The following is a 17,840-nucleotide window of genomic DNA, read 5'->3' as shown; positions in this document are numbered from 1 at the left end:
CGACATTGGTCTACACCAAATGTGGGTGTGACCTGCGCAAATCCCGACCGCTGACACTTTCGGGTTACGGCCGTGGTCTAGCTACTCTGTTCGAGTGTGCGGAATCGTGGGATACGTGGGTCACCGGTCAGCTCTGGACGTCGTGCTCGACGGGCTGAGGCGGATGGAGTACCGGGGGTACGACTCGGCGGGCGTCGCCGTGCTCGACGGCGCGGGCGGTCTGACCGTCGAGCGCAAGGCCGGGCGGCTGGCCAACCTGGAGGCACGGCTGGACGAGGTCGGCAGGGGGGCGTTCACCGGCACCGCCGGCATGGGCCACACCCGCTGGGCCACGCACGGCGCTCCGGTCGACCGGAACTCGCACCCGCACCGGGACGCGACCGGCCGGGTGGCCGTCGTGCACAACGGCATCATCGAGAACTTCATCGCGCTGCGCACGGAGCTCGAGGGCTTCGGCGTCGAGATGGCCAGCGACACCGACTCCGAGACCGCCGCCCACCTGGTCGCCCGCGCCTACAACGAGGGCGAGACCGCCGGTGACCTGACCGGGAGCGTCCGCGCCGTGGTCCGCCGCCTGGAGGGCGCGTTCACGCTGGTCGTGACGCACGCCGACGTGCCGGACCAGGTCGTCGCCGCCCGCCGCTCCTCGCCGCTGGTGGTCGGCGTCGGCGAGGGCGAGCACTTCGTCGCCTCCGACGTGTCCGCGTTCATCGAGCACACCCGGCAGGCCGTCGAGCTGGGACAGGACCAGGTCGTCGTGATCACCGCCGACGGCTACGAGGTCACCGACTTCCACGGCGAGCCCGCCACCGCGAAGCCGTTCACCGTGGACTGGGACCTGTCGGCCGCCGAGAAGGGCGGCCACGAGTACTTCATGCTCAAGGAGATCGAGGAGCAGCCGGACGCACTCGCGAACACCCTGCGCGGGCACTTCGCGGGCGGCCGGATCATCCTCGACGAGCAGCGGCTGTCCGACCAGGACCTGCGCGACGTCGACAAGGTGATCGTCGTGGCCTGCGGCTCGGCCTACCACTCCGGCCTGATCGCCAAGTACGCCATCGAGCACTGGACCCGGCTCCCCGTGGAGGTCGAGCTGGCCAGCGAGTTCCGCTACCGCGACCCGGTGCTCGACCGCGACACGCTCGTCGTCGCCGTCTCCCAGTCCGGTGAGACCGCGGACACGCTGGAGGCCGTCCGGCACGCCCGCGAGCAGAAGGCCCGCGTGCTGGCGGTGTGCAACACCAACGGCGCGCAGATCCCGCGCGAGTCCGACGCCGTGCTCTACACGCACGCCGGGCCCGAGATCGGGGTCGCCTCGACCAAGGCGTTCCTCGCCCAGATCGCGGCGAACTACCTGGTCGGGTTGGCCCTGGCGCAGGCCCGCGGCACCAAGTACCCGGACGAGGTCGCCCGCGAGTTCCGCGAGCTGGAGGCCATGCCCGACGCCGTCGCGCGGGTCCTCGGCACGACCGAGCAGGTCCGCGCGCTGGGCCGTGAGCTGGCCGACTCCAAGGCGGTGCTGTTCCTCGGCCGCCACGTCGGCTACCCGGTGGCGCTCGAGGGCGCGCTGAAGCTGAAGGAACTGGCGTACATGCACGCCGAGGGCTTCGCCGCGGGTGAGCTCAAGCACGGTCCGATCGCGCTGATCGAGGAGGGCCTGCCGGTCGTCGTCGTCATGCCGTCGCCGAAGGGCCGCGCGGTGCTGCACTCGAAGATGGTGTCCAACATCAGCGAGATCCAGGCCCGCGGCGCCCGCACGATCGTGATCGCCGAGGAGGGCGACGAGACGGTCCGGCCGTTCGCCGACCACCTGATCGAGATCCCGGCCGTGCCGACGCTGCTCCAGCCGCTCATCTCGACGGTGCCGTTGCAGATCCTCGCCGCCGAGATCGCCCGCAGCCGCGGCTACGACGTCGACAAGCCCCGCAACCTCGCGAAGTCCGTCACGGTCGAGTAGGGCGGTGCCGCACATCACGTGTCGCAGGGCCACGGGGTGGCAAGGTATGCGGGCATGCGCGGTCTGTGGAACACCGAACACGTGAAGGCGGCCGAGGCGCGGCTGCTGGCCAGGACCCCGGAGGGCGCGCTCATGCGCCGCGCCGCCTTCGGGGTGGCCACGGTCGCCCTGGAGCTGCTGGCGGGCCGCAGGCGGGTGGGTCTGCTGGTCGGCGCGGGCAACAACGGCGGTGACGCGCTGTGGGCCGGGTACTTCCTGCGCCGCCGGGGTGTCGCCGTGTGGGCCGTGCTGCTGGACCCGGAGCGCGCGCACGCCGAGGGGCTGGCCGCGTTCCGCCGTGCCGGTGGGCGGGTCGTGGACAAGCTCCCGGAGATCGACCTGGCCGTCGACGGCATCGTGGGCCTGTCCGCGCGCGGTCCGCTGCGGCCGGAGGCGGCCGAGCACGTCGCGGGCGTGACGGCGCCGTTCCTCGCGGTCGACCTGCCCAGCGGCGTCGACCCCGACACCGGCGTCACCGGCGGGCCGTTCGTGGAGGCGCGCACCACCGTCACGTTCGGCTGCCTCAAGCCGGTGCACGCCCTGGCCGACTGCGGTGACGTGCGGCTGGTCGAGTTCGGCCTGCGGCCCGAGCTGTCCGGCCCGGACCTGCTGGAGCTGGAGCGCGAGGACGTCGCGTTCGCCTGGCCGGTGCCCGGCGTCGGCGACGACAAGTACACCCAGGGCGTCACGGGGATCGCCGCCGGTTCGGCGACCTACCCCGGCGCGGCCGTGCTGGCCACCGGCGCCGCGGTGCTGGCCACCTCGGGCATGGTCCGCTACGCCGGGCAGGCCGCCGACGCCGTGCGCGCCCGCTGGCCCGAGTCCATCTGCACCGGCTCGATCACCGACGCCGGCCGGGTGCAGGCCTGGTCCGTCGGGCCCGGCCTCGGGACCGGCCTGAGCGCGGAGAACGTGCTCAAGCACGTGCTCGACGCCGGTGTGCCGGTGTGCGCGGACGCCGACGCGATCACGATGTTCGCCAACAACCCGGACCTGTGGGACGCCCGCGACCCCGACGGCGTGGTGGTGCTCACGCCGCACGACCGCGAGTACGCCCGGCTGATGGGCGAGGAGGTCGGCGACGACCGCGCGGCCGCCGCCAGGCGGGCCGCCGCGCGCTTCAACGCCGTCGTGCTGCTCAAGGGCAACACCACGATCGTCGCCGACCCCGGCGGGGCGGTGGCGGTCAACCGCTCCCGGTCCGCGTGGCCCGCCACGGCCGGGTCCGGCGACGTGCTGTCCGGCGTGATCGGCTCGCTGCTCGCGGCGGGGGTGTACCCGCTGCTCGCCGCGGCCTGCGCCGCCCACGTGCACGCGCTGGCGGGCGAACTGGCCGCGAACGGCGCGCCGATCCCGGCGTCGTCCCTGATGGCCGCCATTCCGGACGCGATTCGGTCCGTGCGGGCTGTGACACCATGATTGGCGCCATGGTTGCCTCCACACCCCGCGCCGAGGTCGTCGTCGACCTCGCGGCCTTCCGCCGCAACGTCGCCGTGCTGGCCGGTCTCGCGGACCGCACGGGCGCGGCGACGATGGTCGTGGTCAAGGCGGACGGCTACGGCCACGGCGCCGTCGACATGGGGCGCGCGGCCCTCACCGCGGGCGCCACGTGGCTCGGCGCGTGCTCGCTGGCCGAGGCGCTGGCGCTGCGCGAGGCGGGCATCACCGCGCGCGTGCTGTCGTGGCTGGACCTGCCCGGCGAGGACTTCGCCGCCGGGGTGGCCGCCGACGTGGACATCTCGGTCGCCTCCACCCGAATGCTGCGCGTCGTCGCCGAGGCCGCCCGCGCGGTCGGCAGGCGCGCCCGCGTGCACCTCAAGATCGACACCGGGCTGACCCGCAACGGCTGCCAGCCCGCGCTGTGGCCCGAACTGGTCGCGGAGGCCGCCGGCACCCCGGCCGTCGAGGTCGTCGCGATCTGGTCGCACCTGGCGTGCGCCGACGAGATCGGCCACCCGTCGATCAGCCTCCAGGCCGAGCGCTTCGACGTCGCCTACCGGCAGTCCCTCGCGGCCGGCCTGCGGCCGTTGCGGCACCTCGCCAACTCGGCGGCCCTGATCACCCGCCCCGACCTGCACTTCGACCTCGTGCGCCCCGGCATCGCCGCGTACGGCCTGAACCCGGTCCACGTCCCGCTCGACCTGCGCCCGGTGATGACGTTCCGCGCCGGGGTCGCGCTGACCAAGCGCGTCCCCGCGGGCGAGTCCGTGTCGTACGGCCTGACCTGGACGACCCCGGTCGACACCACGATCGCGCTGGTCCCCGCCGGGTACGCCGACGGCGTGCCGCGCAGCCTCTCCGGCCGGATGGAGGTGCTCCTGCACGGCAGGCGCCTGCCCGTGGTCGGCCGGGTCTGCATGGACCAGATCATGGTCGACTGCGGTGACCTGCCGGTCGAGGAGGGCGACGAGGTCGTGCTCTTCGGTCCCGGCGACCGCGGCGAGCCGACCGCGCGCGAGTGGGCCGACACCATCGGCACCATCGACTACGAGATCGTCACCGGGATGCACCGGCCGCGCCTGCGCCGCACGTACGCGGGGCTCCCCGAGCTGGTCGAGACATGAGCACCCTGTGGAGGACCGTCGGCTGGGCGGGCGGCGTCCTCGGCGCGGCCGCGACCGGTGCCGCGGTCGGCGCCGCCGCGCACCGCAAGAAGCTGTCGGAGGAGCGCCGCAAGACCGGCGACCCGCTGGTGGGCGAACCGCTCGGCGAACTCCGGCCCGACCACGAGTCCACGGTGGCGGCGGACGACGGCGTGCCGCTGTCCGTGGAGGAGGTCCTGCCGGAGAACGGCGCGGACCCGGAGCTGACCGTCGTCCTCGTGCACGGCTTCGCCCTCGACCGGCGCTGCTGGCACTTCCAGCGCCGCGACCTCGCGAAGCTGGAGGACCCGCCGGTCCGCCAGGTCCTCTACGACCAGCGCAGCCACGGCCGCTCGGGCCGCTCGACGCCCGAGGGCAGCACCATCGAGCAACTGGCCCACGACCTCGACGCCGTCCTCCGCGCCGTCGTGCCCGACGGCCCCCTCGTGCTCGTCGGCCACTCCATGGGCGGCATGACGATCATGGCCCTCGCCGAGTCGCGGCCCGAGCTGTTCGCCGACCGCGTGCGCGGCGTCGCCCTCGTGGGCACGGCCGCGGGGGCGGTCGGCGGCGCCGGGCTGTCGAAGTCCGTGCTGTCCCGGTACAACCCCTTCACTCTGGGCGTCGGCCGCCTGGCGGGCATCCAGCCCGGCTTCGTCGAGTGGGCGCGGCGGCGGGCGGACAAGGTCACCTGGGGCGGCATCAGGCTGTTCGCCTTCGGCGACCACAAGGTCAGCCCCCTGTTGGTGGACCTGATGGAAAAGATGATCAACCAGACCTCGGTGAAGGTGCTGACGGAGTTCCTGGAGACCCTGGGAACCCACAACCGCTACCGGGCGCTGGCGGGTCTCCGGCACTGCGAGGTGCTGGTGATCAGCGGCGACGCGGACCGGCTGACGCCGTTCTCGCACGCCGAGCGGATGGCCGAGGAGATGCCGGACGGCGAACTCGTCCGGGCGTCCGGCGCGGGCCACATGGTGATGTTGGAACAGCCCGGTCTGGTCACCGGGCACCTGATCGGATTGATTCGGCGGTCCGCCGCCGAGCAGGATGGAAGTCGACGACGATGGTGGCGACGAGCGTGAACACGACGGTGGAACTTCCGAAGGTGGAGGACACCGAGGACTTCGGACGACGGCTGGGCAAGGTCCTGCGCGGCGGCGACCTGCTGCTGCTCGCAGGCCCACTGGGCGCCGGGAAAACCGCGTTCGTCCGCGGCCTCGCGGACGGCCTCGGGGTCACCGGCCGGGTCAGCTCCCCGACCTTCGTGATCGCCCGCGTACATGAGGCCGGTGAGCGAGGGGTGTCCCTGGTCCACGTGGACGCCTACCGCCTGGGCGGCGAGTTCGCCGAACTGGACGACCTGGACCTGGACACCGACCTGGTCGACGCCGTGGTCGCCGTCGAATGGGGCGAAGGACTGGCCGAACGGCTGTCCGAAGACCACCTCCTCATCCGCTTGGAACGGCGCGACGACGACGTCCGAATCGCCCACTTGGAGCCGCACGGATCCTGGGTGGACCGAGACCTACCACTCCAAGCCTGAACCGCCGACCACCGGCCTGAACCGCCGACCACCGGCCTGAACCGCCGACCACCGGCCTGAACCCCGGAAAGCAACCCAGACCCGCTGGTACGCAAGGGAAAGCGCCCAAGCGTGGTCGATTTGACTTGGGGTTTTTGGGCTTATAATTGGTCGGCGGGCATCTATACCACCTGCCCTTTTACGCCGACAAAGCCCAAAAAAGGGGCCCCAAGTCAAATCGACCACACCCCCGCACGCAACCACCAAACCCCCACGCACCAGCACCAAACCCCCACGCACCAGCACCATGCCCCCACAGACCAGCACCATGCCCCCACAGACCAGCACCATGCCCCCACAGACCAGCACCATGGCGCCACGCACCAAGCCCCCACGCACCAAGCCCCCACGCACCAGCCACGCCCCTCAGGGCCCCGCCACCCCCCGAACGATCCCCAGCTCCACCAGGTCCTGCGGCCGCAGCTTCAACTGATCCGCCGTAGCCGCCACCTCCTCCGCCTCCCGCTTCAGGATCGCCGCCGCCAACTCCGGCGCGATCACCGAGAAGTACGCGTCCGGGGCGATCCACGTCTGGTCCGGCGACGACAGCGCCAAAGCCCCACCGGACCCGCCCTCACCGATCACCAGCGTCGTGATCGGCACCCTCGCCGCCACCACCACCCCGAACAACTCGGCGATCGCGGGCCCGATTCCGGCCCTCTCGGCGGCCGCGTCGTTGGCCGCCCCCGGCGTGTCCACCAGCGTCAGCACCGGCAGCCCCAGCCGTTCCGCCAACCGCACCATCCGGCTGGCGGTGCGAAAACCCGCGGGCGTGTTCGCCGTACCCGTCTGGGCGGCGTAGACGACCGCGCGGCCCTCGTGCAACCCGATCCCGCACAGCATCCCCGGATCGACCCCGCCCGCCCGGTCACCGCTGAGCGGTACCCGGACGGAGAAGAAGTCGTCCAGGTACGCCCCGGCACGCGGTCGCTCAGGAGCACGGGCGCGGGTCACGGCATCCCAACCGTCAACCGGCAGATCCGTCTTGCCGAGCGCCCGTGGCACCGAAGCCGGACGCAGATCCCCGCCCATCAGCAACGGCAGCAGGGTCCCCAGCACACCGCCGAGTTCCTGCGGCGGCACGACCAGGTCGACCGCACCCGCGGCGAACTGCCCCTCGCTGGTGTACGCCGGATCCGGCCCCGGCCGCACGCGGCTGCCCGCGAAGCCGACCTGGGCGCCCGGAACGGCCAGCACCACGTCGGCGCCCGCGCCCAGGGACGCCCAGATCCCGCCGGTGGTGGGGTCGCAGAGCACGGACACGTGCGGCAGACCCGCGTCCGCGTGCTGCGAGCACAGGTACGCGATCCGCTGGAGTTGGCGCAGGGACGCCATGCCCTCCTGCATGCGGCTGCCGCCGGTGGCGATGACCGAGACGACGGGCAGGCCCTCCTCGCGGGCGTCGGTGAAGGCCTCCTCGACGAGGTCGCCGGTGGCCGTGCCGACGGAACCGCCGAGGAAGCGGAAGTCGAAGGAGATGGCCACCGCGTCGGCCCGCCGCTCCCACGACACGGACTCGTCGTGGCCGGTCGTGGAGCGGGCACGGCCGAGTTGGGCGCCGTACCCCGCCCAGCCCAGCGGGTTCACGCGCGGAGCGAACGCTTGAGGACCTTGCCCATGTCGTTGCGCGGCAGCGCTTCCAGGAAGCGCACCACCCTGGGCCGTTTGTGCGGCGACAGCAGCCGGGCGACGTGGTCGCTCAGGTCCGACTCGGCCGGGAACGCGCCCGCGGCGGGCACGACCCAGGCCACGATCCGCTCGCCGAGGTCGTCGTCCGGTTCGCCGGTGACCGCCACCTCGGCGACGTCGGGGTGCTCCAGCAGGGCGTTCTCGATCTCACCCGCGCCGATCTTGTAGCCGCCGCTCTTGATCAGGTCGGTGGCGCGCCTGCCGACGATCCGCAGGTAGCCGTCGGGGTCGCGGATCGCCATGTCGCCGGTGCGGAACCAGCCGTCGCGCAGCGCGGCGGCCGTGGCGTCGGGGCGGTTGAGGTACTCCAGGAACAGGTTGGGGCCGCGGACCTCGATCTCGCCGATCTCGCCGCCCTCGTCGACCAGCCGCACGTCCACGCCGTCCAGCGGCAGCCCGACGGTGCCGGGACGGCGGTCGCCGGAGGCGCGCACGCTGGTGTTCATCAGGGTCTCGGTCATCCCGTACCGCTCGACCACGTGCTGGCCGGTCGCCCGCGTGATGCGCTCGTGCACGGTCGCGGGGAGCGCGGCCGAGCCGGACACCAGCAGCCGGGCCGCGCCGAACCCGGCGGCCAGCGACGGGTCGGCCTCGACCTCGGCGGCCACGCGGGAGTACATCGTCGGGACGCCGAACATCACGCCGCCGCCGCGCAGCGCCTCGGACGCCGCGGCCACGGAGAACCTGCCGAGGTGGTGGACGGTCCCGCCGCGCCGCAGCGGGCCGAGCACGCCGACGCCGAGGCCGTGCACGTGGAACAGCGGCAGCGCGTGCACCACCACGTCGTCGGCGGTCCACTCCCACGCGGCGGCCAGCGCGTCGAGGTTGCTCGCCAGCGCGCGGTGCGGCAGCACGACGCCCTTGGGCGGCCCGGTGGTGCCGGAGGTGTAGACGATCAGCGCGGGCGTCCCGCCGTCCAGTTCACGCGGGTCCACCGGCGGACCGGACGGCAGCGTGCCGTCCAGCACCAGGTCGGGGGAGCTGTCGGACATGATGTGCGACAGCTCGCGCTCGCCGATCTTCGGGTTGATCGGCACGACCGGGACCCCGGCGAGCAGGGCGCCGACGACGGCGACGCAGGTCTCCGCGGTGGGGTGCGCCCACACCGCCACCCGGCCGACGCCCTCCAGGCCGCCCGCCACCTCGCGGGCCGCCTCGGCCAGTTCCCGGTAGGTCAGCGACCGCTCCGGGAAGCGCAGGGCGACTGTGTCGTTGGGTGCGGCGAGCGCGGGGAACAACATCCGTCAACGATGCCGCACCCCGAGCCCGCCGTGCATCACAAGTGTGGTTCGAGCCACGCCAGCAGGTGGCCCTTCGGCCTGGCCCCCACCATCTGAGCCACCAGCACGCCGTCCTTGTAGAGCTGCAACGTCGGCGCGGACATGATGTTGAGGTCCCGCGCGGTGCGCGGGTTCGCGTCGATGTCGAGCTTCGCCACGGTCAGCGCGTCGGGCATCTCGGCCGCGATCTGCTCCAGCACCGGCTCGATCATCCGGCACGGGCCGCACCAGTCGGCGCCGAACTCGACGAGGACCGTGCCCCCGCTCACGGCCCCGGTGAACGTGTCATCCGTCAGTTCCTCCAGCGTTGTCGCCGTCTTCAAGATCGCTCCCAGCGCTCGTCGCACAAACAGGTGTGGAGAAGGGCAGCTCGGCCAGCGCCAGCTGGTCCCGCAGGTGGTCGCGCACCGAGTTCATCCGGCCGATCAGCTCGTCGAGCTCGGCGAGCTTGCGCCGGTACACCGCGACCGACGCCGGGCACGAGTCACCGGTGGGGTGGCCCGTGCGCAGGCAGTCCAGGAACGGCCTGGTCTCCTCCAGCGCGAACCCGATGCCGGTCAGCGACCGGATCTCGGTGACCAGCCGCAGGTCGGACAGGTCGTACTCGCGGTGCCCGTTGGCGCCGCGCCGGGCCGACAGGAGCCCCTGCGCCTCGTAGTAGCGCAGTGCCCTGGTCGTCGTCCCGGCCAGCTCGGCCAGTTCCCCGATGCGCATCCCGACCCCATCCGTACCCGGCCCAGGCGAGCGGCCCTTGTCCTCCGAGGAGCGATGCTCCACCTTGACGCCGACGTCAAGGCAAGCCCGATTCGCGAAGACCCGTACCCTTGACAACCGTGCTCGTGCTCGCCATCGATACCGCCACACCCGCGGTCACCGCCGGTGTGGTCGACCTGACGGCTGATTCGCCGCCCCGACTCCTCGCCCAGCGGGTGACGCTCGACGCGAAAGCCCACGGCGAGCTGCTCACCCCGCACCTCACCGACGCCCTCGCCGAGGCGGGCCGGACGTTCGCCGACGTCGACGCGATCGTCGTCGGCGCCGGTCCCGGCCCGTTCACCGGGCTGCGGGTCGGCCTGGTCACGGCCGCCGCGCTCGGCCAGGCGCTCGGCAGGCCGGTGTACCCGGTGCCGACGCCGGACGCCATCGCGCTGGCCGCGGCGACGGGTGAGCCGCTGCTCGTCGCCACGGACGCGCGCCGCCGCGAGGTCTACTGGGCCGTCTACGACGCGGCGGGCGGCCGGGTCGACGGGCCGGGCGTCGACCGCCCCGCCGACCTGGCCGAACGCGGCCTGGACGTGCGCGCCGCCGTGGGGGAGGGGGCCGTGCTCTACGCCGACGTCCTCGGCTTCCCCGTGGTCGGACCGCACCACCCGACGCCGGTCGCGCTGGTCGCGGTCGCCGCCGCCGACGTGCTCGCGGGCGCCGAGCCCGGCCCGCTGACCCCGCTGTACCTGCGCAGGCCGGACGCCGTGGAGCCGGTCGGCCGCAAGAGGGTGACGCGCGCATGAGCCGCGCGGACCTGGTGTCGATCTCGCCGCTGCGCCGCGAGGACGTGCCGCGCTGCGTGGAGATCGAGCACGACCTGTTCCCCGGCGACGACCCGTGGAGCGCGACCTCGTTCCTGTCCGAGATGGCGGTGGGCAACTACTACCTCGGCGCCTACCTGGCCGACGGCGCGCTGATCGGCTACGGCGGCCTCGCGGTGGTCGGGCGCAGGCCGGACTTCGAGGCGAGCGTCCACACCATCGCCGTCGACCTCGCCCACCAGCGCTCCGGCATCGGCAAGCGGCTGCTCCGCGCCCTGCTGGAACGCGCGGACGAGGTGCGCGCCCCGGTGTTCCTGGAGGTGCGCACGGACAACGCGCCCGCCATCGCCCTCTACGTCGCGCATGGCTTCGAGAACATCGGCCTGCGCCGCCGCTACTACCAGCCGTCCGGTGCCGACGCGTTCACGATGGCCCGGCCCGCCGCAAGGGACAACCCGTGACCGACAGGCTCATCCTCGGCATCGAGAGCTCGTGCGACGAGACCGGTGTCGGCATCGTCCGGCTCGGCCCCGACGGGGCTATGGAGCTGCTCTCCGACGAGGTCGCCTCCAGCGTCGAGCAGCACGCCAGGTTCGGCGGCGTCGTCCCCGAGGTCGCCAGCCGCGCCCACCTGGAGGCCATGGTCCCGACCATGCGCCGCTCGCTGGAGATCGCGGGCGTCGAGCTCTCGGACATCCACTCGATCGCCGTGACCGCCGGTCCCGGCCTCGCGGGCGCGCTGCTGGTCGGCGTCTCCGCCGCCAAGGCGTACGCCGCCGCGCTGGGCAAGCCGCTCTACGGCGTCAACCACCTGGCGGGCCACGTCGCCGCCGACACCCTGGAGCACGGCCCGCTGCCCGAGCGCTGCCTCGCGCTGCTGGTCTCCGGAGGCCACTCGCAGCTGCTGCTGGTCGAGGGCTTGGCGCACAAGATCACCGAGCTTGGCTCGACCGTCGACGACGCCGCGGGCGAGGCCTACGACAAGGTCGCCCGCCTCCTCGACCTCCCGTACCCCGGCGGCCCGCCCATCGACAAGCTCGCCAGGACCGGCAACGGCTGCGCGATCGCGTTCCCGCGCGGCCTCACCGGCCCCCGCGACAACCGGTACGACTTCTCGTTCTCCGGTCTGAAGACCGCCGTGGCCCGCTGGGTCGAGCGCAACGAGAGGGATGGCGGGGAACTCCCGCTCGCCGACGTGGCCGCGTCGTTCCAGGAGGCCGTCGCCGACGTCCTCACCATGAAGGCCGTCCGCGCCTGCAAGGACCTGGGCATCGACACGCTCGTCGTCGCGGGCGGCGTCGCCGCGAACTCCCGCATCTCCGGCCTCGCCGCCGAGCGCTGCGCCGCGGCCGGCATCAACCTGCGCGTGCCCCGTCCGAAGCTGTGCGGCGACAACGGCGCCATGATCGCCGCGATCGGCGCCCACCTCGTCGCGGCGGGCGCCAAGCCCTCCCCGGTCGACCTCTCCACCACTCCCGGCCTCCCTGTGGGGACGATCCAGGTGCTGTGATTCCGGCCTGCTCCGAACAGTCGAGCAGAGCCCTCGTTGAAGCATTGGCACTCAAGTGGGTAGAGTGCTAATCACACGGCGCCAGCACCGCCCCGACCCCCGCGACGGCGGGGTGGCAGGAGCCGTACCAACCTGCCAACGCTTTCAATGACCGTGGAGGTCAGCCCGGTGAGCGTGAACATCAAGCCGCTCGAGGACAAGATCGTCGTCCAGGCCAGTGAGGCCGAGACCACGACCGCTTCCGGCCTCGTGATCCCGGACACCGCGAAGGAGAAGCCCCAGGAGGGCAAGGTCATCGCGGTAGGCCTCGGACGTATCGACGACAAGGGCAACCGCGTCCCCGTGGACGTGGCTGTCGGCGACGTCGTCATCTACTCGAAGTACGGCGGCACCGAGGTCAAGTACAACGGCGAGGAGTACCTCATCCTCTCCGCCCGCGACGTGCTGGCCGTCATCAACTAGTTCGTTCGGCCACCACGCAAGGCGCCCCGGCGACCCCGTTCCGGGGCTACCGGGGCGTTTCGCACAAGAGAGGCTAGGCAATGCCCAAGCAAATCAGCTTCGACGAGGACGCTCGTCGGGCTCTCGAGCGCGGCGTGAACAAGCTGGCCGACACGGTCAAGGTCACCCTTGGACCGGCAGGCCGCCACGTCGTCCTCGACAAGAAGTTCGGTGGCCCCACGGTCACCAACGACGGTGTCACCATCGCTCGCGAGATCGAGCTGGACGACCCGTTCGAGAACCTCGGCGCGCAGCTCGCGAAGGCCGTCGCGACCAAGACCAACGACGTCGCCGGTGACGGCACGACCACCGCCACGGTGCTCGCGCAGGCCATGGTGCGCGTCGGTCTCCGCAACGTCGCCGCGGGTGCGAACCCGACCGCGCTCGGCCTCGGCATCCAGGCCGCCGCCGACGCCGTCGTGGACGCGCTCAAGGCGAAGGCCACCCCCGTCAAGGGCCGCGAGAACATCGCCCAGGTCGGCACGGTCTCCTCGCGCGACGAGTCCATCGGCGCCCTCCTCGGTGAAGCCATCGAGAAGGTCGGCGAGGACGGCGTGATCACCGTCGAGGAAGCCTCGACGATGCTCACCGAGCTGCAGATCACCGAGGGCGTCCAGTTCGACAAGGGCTACATCTCGGCGCACTTCGCGACGGACCTCGAGGCCCAGGAGGCCATCTTCGAGGACGCGCTCATCCTCCTGCACCGCGAGAAGATCTCGGCCCTCGCCGACTTCCTCCCGCTGCTGGAGAAGGTCGCCGAGTCCGGCAAGTCGCTCGTCGTGATCGCCGAGGACGTCGAGGGCGAGGCGCTGTCCACCCTGGTGGTCAACGCCCTGCGCAAGACCCTCAAGGTCGTCGCGGTCAAGGCGCCGTTCTTCGGCGACCGCCGCAAGGCGTTCCTCGACGACCTCGCGGTCGTCACCGGCGGCCAGGTCGTCGCGGCCGAGGTCGGTCTGAAGCTGTCCGAGGTCGGCCTCGACGTGCTGGGCTCCGCCCGTCGCATCGTGGTCTCCAAGGACAACACGACCATCGTGGACGGTGGCGGCGCCAAGGCCGACATCGCCGGTCGCGCGGAGCAGCTGCGCCGCGAGATCGAGGCGACGGACTCCGACTGGGACCGCGAGAAGCTGCAGGAGCGGCTCGCGAAGCTCTCCGGCGGCATCGCCGTCATCAAGGTCGGTGCCGCGACCGAGACCGAGCTGAAGGAGCGCAAGCACCGCATCGAGGACGCGGTCGCCGCTACGAAGGCCGCGGTCGAAGAGGGCATCGTCCCAGGTGGTGGGTCGGCTCTCGTCCACGCCGCCAAGGTGCTCGACGGTGGGCTCGGGTTCTCGGGTGACGAGGCGACCGGTGTCGCGATCGTCCGCGAGGCGCTGTCCTCCGCGCTGTACTGGATCGCCTCGAACGCCGGGCTCGAGGGCGCCGTCGTGGTGAACAAGGTGCGCGAGGGTGACTGGGGCTTCGGCTTCAACGCCGCGACGCTGGTCTACGGCGACCTGCTGGACTGGGGGATCATCGACCCGGTGAAGGTGACGCGGTCCGCCGTGACGAACGCTGCTTCGATCGCGCGGATGGTGCTGACGACCGAGAGTGCGATCGTGGAGAAGCGGGAGCAGGAGACTGCTTCCGCCGGTGGCCACGGGCATGGGCACGGGCACTAGGTTTTTGGGTCGCGGCTGGTAGGTCGCGGTTGGTGGAGGGGCGATGCCGGGGATCCGGTGTCGCCCCTTTACGTTGGGTGGGTGGGGTGGGCGGCCGTGTGGGGGCGGGTGTGGGGCGGGTGTGGGGGGCTGGGTGTGGGGCGGGTGTGTGTGGTCGGGTGTTTAGTGGCCGGGCGTGTGGCGGCCGGGCGGGTGGAGGTCGGGCGTGTGGCGGCGGCTGAGCGTGTGGAGGTCGGGCTTGCGGCCGGGCGTGTGGAGGTTGGGCGTGTGGCGGTGGCCGGGCGGGTGGAGGTCGTGGAGTTGATCTTCGGGAATTGTCGGACCCCTTGATTAGGGTGTGTGTCGGGGGGTCTTCTCGACGGGGGGACTTCCCGGTAGGTGTGTCTTGGTGGGGGTTGCGGGGTGGGGTTGGGTCCTGTGTGCGTTGTTCCAGCCCGCTTGGTCCTTGGTGGAGCCCGGCCCCCGTGCGCGCAATTGTCTCAATGCCCTCACCTGTTTTGTCAAGACGATAAAGCCATCTTGACAAAACAGGTGAGGGCAGGAGGGCGCTGTGTATCGGGGGCAGGGGTAGGTCTGGCTCCGCCAGCATCAGGCTGCGCCTGACTCGGGCATCAGGCTGCGCCTGACAGGGCACCTCGCTGCGCGTCGGTAGGGCGGCGGGCGCTCCGCGCCGGGTGCGGGTGGCCGGCTGCGCCGATGGGGTATCGGCTTTGCGACGGGGCGTCCTGGGCTTCGCCTTCGGGCGAAGTTCGGTGCTCCGCATCGAACCGGGTGTCCTGGGCTTCGCCTTCGGGCGAAGTCCCGTGCTCCGCACCGGTATTCCTTGCTCCGCACCGAATTGGGCATCCTGGGCTTCGCCTTCGGGCTTGGGTGGTCGAGCTTCACCGGACTGGCGTCTGGTCTTGTCCGTTGGTTTGTGCCGTTGCTGTTGAAAGCCGAAAGGGCAGGCCTCGGGTGGAGGCCTACCCCTGTGGCGTCGATGGTGAGCTGTTGGCTCGTGTGGCGGTCAGGTCAGTGCTAGTTGGCGTTTCCGCGACTTGATGATGTTGTCCCGTTCCGACTCCGACAGGCCGCCCCAGATTCCGTAGGGCTCCTGCACGGCGAGTGCGTGGCGCCTGCACATCTCCAGGACCGGGCAGGCCAGGCAGACCGCTTTGGCCCGTGCTTCGCGCCTGGCCCGTGCGGGGCCGCGTTCGCCGTCGGGGTGGAAGAAGAACGCGCTGTCCATACCGCGACAAGACCCGGTCATCTGCCAGTCCCAGACGTCGGCGTTGGGGCCGGGGAGCCTTCTGGTGTCCGCCATGTCGAGACCGCCTCCTTGGTCCACCCTCGCGGTGGACTGCTCCATTCGGCTTAATGTTGATCCACCGTAGAACCGCTTCAAAACTTGTTCAAGGGGGCTGGCGCGAGAAAGCCGGATGGTAAACCGATGGGTGATCGGCCGGAGTTCAAACCTTCACCGCCCGGAGTTGCCGCGCGGGCCGGGGGACCGGACCATGGCCGCGTGATGACGCATCCGGAGCACCCCGCCGCGCCGACCGGTGGTGAGCGGGAAACCGGCGCGGCAGAAGAAGATCCGGTCACCGAGCTGTTGTTGTCGGTGGCCGCCGTGGCCCGTCGGCTGGGGGTCGCGCCCGCGACTCTGCGGACCTGGGACCGGCGTTACGGGCTCGGACCCGGTGATCACACGACCGGGCGACACCGCAGGTACGCGCCGCGCGACATCGCCAGACTGGAGCTCATGCAGCGGGCACTGCTGCGGGGGGCGTCGTCGGCGGAAGCCGCGAAGTACGCGCTCACCGCCAGCGTTCCCGCACCTCGATCGCTGTCGCCGTCGGCGGCCGCACCGGCACCGGTGCTCACCGGTGGCGAGTTCGAGGCGGGAACGGCTGCCGCGGGCGGCCGGGGCCTGAGGATGCCGGGAGCGAGCCGCCGGGCGCGGGGGCTCGGTCGGGCGGTCCTCGCGATGGACTCGGCCGCCGCGCAGCAGATCCTCGCCGATTCGCTCGGCGAGGACGGCGTGGTCGAGACCTGGGACGAGGTGGTGCGGCCGCTGCTCGGGGCGATGGCCGCGCGGTGGGAGCACTCGGGGGCGGGCGTCGAGGTCTCGCACCTCCTCAACGAGTGCGTGCTCGCCGCGATGATCCGGGTGACGCCACTGGTGACCACTCCCCGCAACCACCGCCCGGTGCTGCTGGCGTGCATGCCGGACGAGCGGCACAACATCCCGCTGTACCCGTTGGCGGCGGTCCTGTCGCAGCGCGGGGTGGGGATTCGTCAGCTCGGCGCGGCACTTCCGGCGGAGGCGCTGCGCTCCGCCGTGCGGCGCATCGCGCCGGCCGCCGTGGTGCTCTGGGCGCAGCTCCCGCGCTACGCCGATCCGGGGGCGCTCGCGGCGCTGCCGCGAACGAGGCAGCAGGTTCGCCTGTTCGTGGGCGGCCCCGGTTGGGAACGGGGTGTCGTGCCCCCGACGGCCGAGCGGATCGACGACCTGGGGACGGCGGTGGCGGCGATCGAGAAGGCCGTCTGCTGACTGTGTCGTCCGAACCCGGCACGATGTTGCTGTGGACGACCAGTTGAGACGAGCCGCTTTCGGTGACGCGCCGGGGACACCCGTCTGGAGCACGTCCACTGGTGCTTCGGCGCGGGACCGGTGGCTCGCGGCTGTCGTGCTCGGCGGGCAGGGCCACTACGCGGCCGCGGCCACCGCCCTGGTCGCGCTGCTGGGCGACCGGGACCGCGTCATCGCCTCGCTGGCCGCCTCGACGCTCGCGTCGCACCGCCGTCAACTGGGGGGCCACGCCGCCGCGAGGACGCTGGACGCCCGCGCGCTGGCGACCGCTCCCAGGTCAGGACCGTCGGATCCGGACGGCGCGGACGCGGCCGGAGCCCGTGCGGACGCGCTGCTCGGACTGGCCGCGGACGCCATCGGAGCTGGTCGGACGGGTGAGGCCCGGTTGCTGCACGCGCGGGTGGAGGCGCGGTCCTGGCGGTCGGCCGTGCGCCGGGGGTGGGTGGCGGCGGAGATCGAGCTGGCTGAGGGGCGGGCCGAGCGGGCTGTCGTGCCCGCCGAGGCCGCCGCGGCGACAGCCCGTGACGCCGGGGCCGTGCGGCACGTGCTCAAGTCCGACCTCGTCCTCGGGACGTCTTTGGTCGTGTGGGGGACCGCCGACGGGGTGGCTCGCGGGGTTGAGCTACTCGAGTGTGATCTAAATCACATCGTCGAACGAGACCTCTGGTCGCTGGTCTGGCCGGCGGCGCTCGTGCTGCACGGCCATGACCCATCTGCGGCGGGTAACCCTCCCGTACGGGCTACCGAGGCTCTGAGCTGCGTGTTGCGCAGGGCTGACCCGATCGGTCGGCGGTTGGCCGCCGCCTCCCCGTGGGTGCCGACGGCGCTGCTCCGTTCCGGGGAACCCCCGAACGCAGACCTCCGGTCGAAGTTCTTGACGGATTAAGCACCGGATCGTGTCAAGGTTGGGCTCAAAGCGTCCGATAGGGGAGATGAAA

The 17,840-nt window shown here is 72.1% G+C and carries 17 protein-coding genes; 12 read left to right on the top strand and 5 right to left on the bottom strand.

Translation table 11 applies throughout. From position 1 onward, the window contains the following. The first annotated feature begins 94 nt into the window (after positions 1-94). The 5 genes from glmS to tsaE are packed head-to-tail and all read left to right on the top strand — an operon-like array spanning position 95 to position 6,124. Entirely contained in the window at positions 95-1,957 is a 1,863-nt protein-coding gene (gene glmS, locus RM788_RS21950; protein WP_315933604.1) for a glutamine--fructose-6-phosphate transaminase (isomerizing), read from the top strand. Between the two features lie 54 nt (positions 1,958-2,011). Beyond that, a complete protein-coding gene (locus RM788_RS21945) occupies positions 2,012-3,415 on the top strand; it encodes an NAD(P)H-hydrate dehydratase (protein WP_315933603.1) in 1,404 nt (467 codons plus the stop codon). An 8-nt stretch (positions 3,416-3,423) separates the two neighbouring features. Continuing rightward, entirely contained in the window at positions 3,424-4,560 is a 1,137-nt protein-coding gene (alr, locus tag RM788_RS21940; protein ID WP_315933602.1) for an alanine racemase, read from the top strand. Further along, the gene (locus RM788_RS21935) at positions 4,557-5,663 is read left to right on the top strand and encodes an alpha/beta fold hydrolase (RefSeq protein WP_315933600.1); all 1,107 of its coding nucleotides are present in this window, start codon (positions 4,557-4,559) and stop codon (positions 5,661-5,663) included. The genes alr and RM788_RS21935 overlap by 4 nt, the downstream gene beginning before the upstream one ends. After that, positions 5,645-6,124: a tRNA (adenosine(37)-N6)-threonylcarbamoyltransferase complex ATPase subunit type 1 TsaE gene (gene tsaE, locus RM788_RS21930; RefSeq protein ID WP_315933599.1), complete on the top strand. Its 480-nt coding sequence runs from the start codon at positions 5,645-5,647 to the stop codon at positions 6,122-6,124. The genes RM788_RS21935 and tsaE overlap by 19 nt, the downstream gene beginning before the upstream one ends. Positions 6,125-6,529: 405 nt before the next feature. Here the strand turns inward: tsaE and RM788_RS21925 are convergent, their stop codons facing one another. Genes RM788_RS21925 through RM788_RS21910 form a run of 4 tightly spaced genes read right to left on the bottom strand, consistent with a single transcriptional unit; the run spans position 6,530 to position 9,846 of the window. Continuing rightward, on the bottom strand, positions 6,530-7,750 hold the full coding sequence (locus tag RM788_RS21925; protein WP_315933598.1) for a carboxyl transferase domain-containing protein: 1,221 nt from the start codon (positions 7,748-7,750) through the stop codon (positions 6,530-6,532). Next, the gene (locus tag RM788_RS21920; RefSeq protein ID WP_315933597.1) at positions 7,747-9,093 is read right to left on the bottom strand and encodes an acyl-CoA synthetase; all 1,347 of its coding nucleotides are present in this window, start codon (positions 9,091-9,093) and stop codon (positions 7,747-7,749) included. Before RM788_RS21920 ends, RM788_RS21925 begins: the two co-directional genes overlap by 4 nt. Positions 9,094-9,128: 35 nt before the next feature. Beyond that, positions 9,129-9,455 (bottom strand): thioredoxin family protein, encoded by a 327-nt coding sequence (locus RM788_RS21915; protein ID WP_399344361.1) that lies wholly within the window; start codon positions 9,453-9,455, stop codon positions 9,129-9,131. Then, positions 9,418-9,846 (bottom strand): MerR family transcriptional regulator, encoded by a 429-nt coding sequence (locus RM788_RS21910; RefSeq protein ID WP_315933596.1) that lies wholly within the window; start codon positions 9,844-9,846, stop codon positions 9,418-9,420. The genes RM788_RS21915 and RM788_RS21910 overlap by 38 nt, the downstream gene beginning before the upstream one ends. A 119-nt stretch (positions 9,847-9,965) precedes the next feature. Between RM788_RS21910 and tsaB the strand changes: the two genes are divergently transcribed. From tsaB to groL, 5 genes are all read left to right on the top strand, one after another. Then, a complete protein-coding gene (gene tsaB / locus RM788_RS21905) occupies positions 9,966-10,640 on the top strand; it encodes a tRNA (adenosine(37)-N6)-threonylcarbamoyltransferase complex dimerization subunit type 1 TsaB (protein ID WP_315933594.1) in 675 nt (224 codons plus the stop codon). Then, positions 10,637-11,119, top strand: a complete 483-nt coding sequence (gene rimI / locus RM788_RS21900) for a ribosomal protein S18-alanine N-acetyltransferase (protein WP_399344357.1) — start codon at positions 10,637-10,639, stop codon at positions 11,117-11,119. Before tsaB ends, rimI begins: the two co-directional genes overlap by 4 nt. Beyond that, the gene (gene tsaD, locus RM788_RS21895; protein WP_315933592.1) at positions 11,116-12,168 is read left to right on the top strand and encodes a tRNA (adenosine(37)-N6)-threonylcarbamoyltransferase complex transferase subunit TsaD; all 1,053 of its coding nucleotides are present in this window, start codon (positions 11,116-11,118) and stop codon (positions 12,166-12,168) included. Before rimI ends, tsaD begins: the two co-directional genes overlap by 4 nt. A 147-nt stretch (positions 12,169-12,315) precedes the next feature. Beyond that, positions 12,316-12,630: a co-chaperone GroES gene (gene groES / locus RM788_RS21890; RefSeq protein WP_245886307.1), complete on the top strand. Its 315-nt coding sequence runs from the start codon at positions 12,316-12,318 to the stop codon at positions 12,628-12,630. Between the two features lie 80 nt (positions 12,631-12,710). Next, positions 12,711-14,330 (top strand): chaperonin GroEL, encoded by a 1,620-nt coding sequence (groL, locus tag RM788_RS21885; protein WP_315933590.1) that lies wholly within the window; start codon positions 12,711-12,713, stop codon positions 14,328-14,330. Positions 14,331-15,336: 1,006 nt separating this feature from the next. Here the strand turns inward: groL and RM788_RS21880 are convergent. Continuing rightward, positions 15,337-15,633, bottom strand: coding sequence for a WhiB family transcriptional regulator (locus tag RM788_RS21880; protein ID WP_259627765.1), 297 nt, complete (start codon positions 15,631-15,633; stop codon positions 15,337-15,339). A gap of 204 nt (positions 15,634-15,837) precedes the next feature. Here RM788_RS21880 and RM788_RS21875 point away from each other — a divergent pair, with 204 nt between their 5' ends. Continuing rightward, positions 15,838-16,863 carry a MerR family transcriptional regulator gene (locus RM788_RS21875; RefSeq protein ID WP_315934706.1) on the top strand — a complete coding sequence of 342 codons (1,026 nt, stop codon included), beginning with the start codon at positions 15,838-15,840 and terminating at the stop codon, positions 16,861-16,863. 31 nt (positions 16,864-16,894) lie between these two features. Next, on the top strand, positions 16,895-17,788 hold the full coding sequence (locus RM788_RS21870) for a hypothetical protein (RefSeq protein WP_315933589.1): 894 nt from the start codon (positions 16,895-16,897) through the stop codon (positions 17,786-17,788). Positions 17,789-17,840: the final 52 nt, after the last annotated feature.

The sequence above is a fragment of the Umezawaea sp. Da 62-37 genome, assembly GCF_032460545.1.
Lineage (GTDB): Bacteria > Actinomycetota > Actinomycetes > Mycobacteriales > Pseudonocardiaceae > Umezawaea.
The sequence above is the reverse complement of the archived record's forward strand: the minus strand, read 5'-3'. Positions and strand labels throughout refer to the sequence as shown.

Coding starts and splice junctions, on each gene's coding strand:
- RM788_RS21945 (WP_315933603.1), top strand. CDS start 2,012: ATGCGCGGTCTGTGGAACACCGAACACGTGAAGGCGGCCGAGGCGCGG.
- alr (WP_315933602.1), top strand. CDS start 3,424: ATGGTTGCCTCCACACCCCGCGCCGAGGTCGTCGTCGACCTCGCGGCC.
- RM788_RS21935 (WP_315933600.1), top strand. CDS start 4,557: ATGAGCACCCTGTGGAGGACCGTCGGCTGGGCGGGCGGCGTCCTCGGC.
- tsaE (WP_315933599.1), top strand. CDS start 5,645: ATGGTGGCGACGAGCGTGAACACGACGGTGGAACTTCCGAAGGTGGAG.
- RM788_RS21920 (WP_315933597.1), bottom strand. CDS start 9,093: ATGTTGTTCCCCGCGCTCGCCGCACCCAACGACACAGTCGCCCTGCGC.
- RM788_RS21910 (WP_315933596.1), bottom strand. CDS start 9,846: ATGCGCATCGGGGAACTGGCCGAGCTGGCCGGGACGACGACCAGGGCA.
- rimI (WP_399344357.1), top strand. CDS start 10,637: ATGAGCCGCGCGGACCTGGTGTCGATCTCGCCGCTGCGCCGCGAGGAC.
- groES (WP_245886307.1), top strand. CDS start 12,316: ATGACCGTGGAGGTCAGCCCGGTGAGCGTGAACATCAAGCCGCTCGAG.
- groL (WP_315933590.1), top strand. CDS start 12,711: ATGCCCAAGCAAATCAGCTTCGACGAGGACGCTCGTCGGGCTCTCGAG.
- RM788_RS21880 (WP_259627765.1), bottom strand. CDS start 15,633: ATGGCGGACACCAGAAGGCTCCCCGGCCCCAACGCCGACGTCTGGGAC.
- RM788_RS21875 (WP_315934706.1), top strand. CDS start 15,838: ATGACGCATCCGGAGCACCCCGCCGCGCCGACCGGTGGTGAGCGGGAA.